Raw genomic sequence first — 1265 nt, 5'->3', positions numbered from 1 at the left:
CGGCGGCGACGAGTTCCTGGTGCTGCTGCCCCGGATCACCCATCCCGAGTCCGCGCTCGAGGTCGGGAACAAGATCGTTCGCGCCTTGCGCGAGCCCTTCCATGTCGGCGACCTGCAGCTGGAGCTTTCTTGCAGTATCGGGATTGCACTCTATCCCGAACACGGCCGAGACCCGATCACACTCGCGCGGCATGCCGACCAGGCCATGTATCAAGCCAAGCAGAGCGGCCGAGAGCGTGTCCGGCTCGCCGAGCTGAGCAAATGAATCGAGAATCACTGGTGAACGCATCCGGCGCGTCCACATCCGGGAGCTTGACCATCCTCTTCGAGGACCGCCCCGGTCCGCTTGGTCTGAGCACGCTCTGATGCTTTGCCGCGCTGATCGAGATCGACCGCGTGAGCCGCGCGCTCCAGGCTCTGGGCGTGACCCGGGTCCTGCCGACCGACGTGTATCAAAGGCACGACCGTAGGAACACGAACAAGCAGTGAGGCCGAACGCGGGCGATGAGCGTGCGAGTGACCGCTAAATCCAACGCTCCATCAGGGCCTCATACGAGAAGGTCAACCGCTTGCTCCCCAGGATGGCGGTCAAGCGGAAGATCTCGAAGGGCTGGTCGCCCAAGAGCAGGACGGCGTTGGCGTTGAAGCTGTTGTGCGCCATAGCGAATTTCCCGTGCAGCGCGTCAGTCGCTGTCGAGCCGGAAGTCGATCTTCAGCGTGACCTGGAAGTGGGCGACCTGGCCATCCACGACATGGCCGCTGGTTTTGACCACCTCGAACCAGTCGATGTGGGACGCGCCTTGATCGCGGTCATCCAGTGCCGATCATGGGTCGGTGTCGGGCGAGGTAGCGACGCATCAGGGGTCGGACCCGGGACCGTCAGGCCAGTCGAGACGTTGGAGGCCGAGCACTGGCGAAGGACATGCAATTCAGCTGATTTAAAAAGAGTCTGGTCCGAGCATATGCCCGGGAACGACCCAGGCGTCAAAATCGGCCGCACTGATGCCACCCACCGCCAAGGCCGCCTCCCGCAGGCCCAGACTGTTGGCGTGCGCGTGCTGCGCAATCCGCGCCGCCCGATCGTAGCCGATGTGCGGTGTCAGCGCCGTGACGAGCATCAGCGACTGGTTCAGCAGGTCCAGCGCGCGCTCGGTGTCGACCTCGATGCCGTCCACGCAATGTCGGGCAAAGCTCGACATCGCGTCCCCGAGCAGGTGCAGGCTATCGAGCACGTCGTAGGCGATCAGCGGCTTGTAGACATTGAG

Annotated in this window: 3 protein-coding genes and 1 pseudogene; 1 reads left to right on the top strand and 3 read right to left on the bottom strand. The window is 63.6% G+C overall.

Translation table 11 applies throughout. The annotated features are described in order from the left end of the window. The coding region (locus B4N44_RS09905) for a diguanylate cyclase domain-containing protein (protein ID WP_296700104.1) at positions 1-265 on the top strand (265 nt) is incomplete at its 5' end. A gap of 258 nt (positions 266-523) precedes the next feature. Here the strand turns inward: B4N44_RS09905 and B4N44_RS09900 are convergent. From B4N44_RS09900 to B4N44_RS09890, 3 genes and pseudogenes are all read right to left on the bottom strand, one after another. Continuing rightward, positions 524-661, bottom strand: coding sequence for a hypothetical protein (locus tag B4N44_RS09900; RefSeq protein WP_296700101.1), 138 nt, complete (start codon positions 659-661; stop codon positions 524-526). Positions 662-683: 22 nt separating this feature from the next. Beyond that, on the bottom strand, positions 684-818 hold the full coding sequence (locus tag B4N44_RS09895; RefSeq protein WP_349681080.1) for a dodecin family protein: 135 nt from the start codon (positions 816-818) through the stop codon (positions 684-686). A 120-nt stretch (positions 819-938) separates the two neighbouring features. Beyond that, a pseudogene (locus B4N44_RS09890) lies at positions 939-1265 on the bottom strand (class II fumarate hydratase); the annotation flags it as partial.

The organism is Thiocapsa sp. UBA6158 (assembly GCF_002423035.1).
Classification (GTDB): Bacteria; Pseudomonadota; Gammaproteobacteria; order Chromatiales; family Chromatiaceae; genus Thiocapsa.
This window is presented reverse-complemented; position numbering and strand designations above follow the sequence as displayed.

Excerpts from the sequence above, each read along its gene's own strand:
- B4N44_RS09900 (WP_296700101.1), bottom strand. The coding sequence starts at position 661 with ATGGCGCACAACAGCTTCAACGCCAACGCCGTCCTGCTCTTGGGCGAC.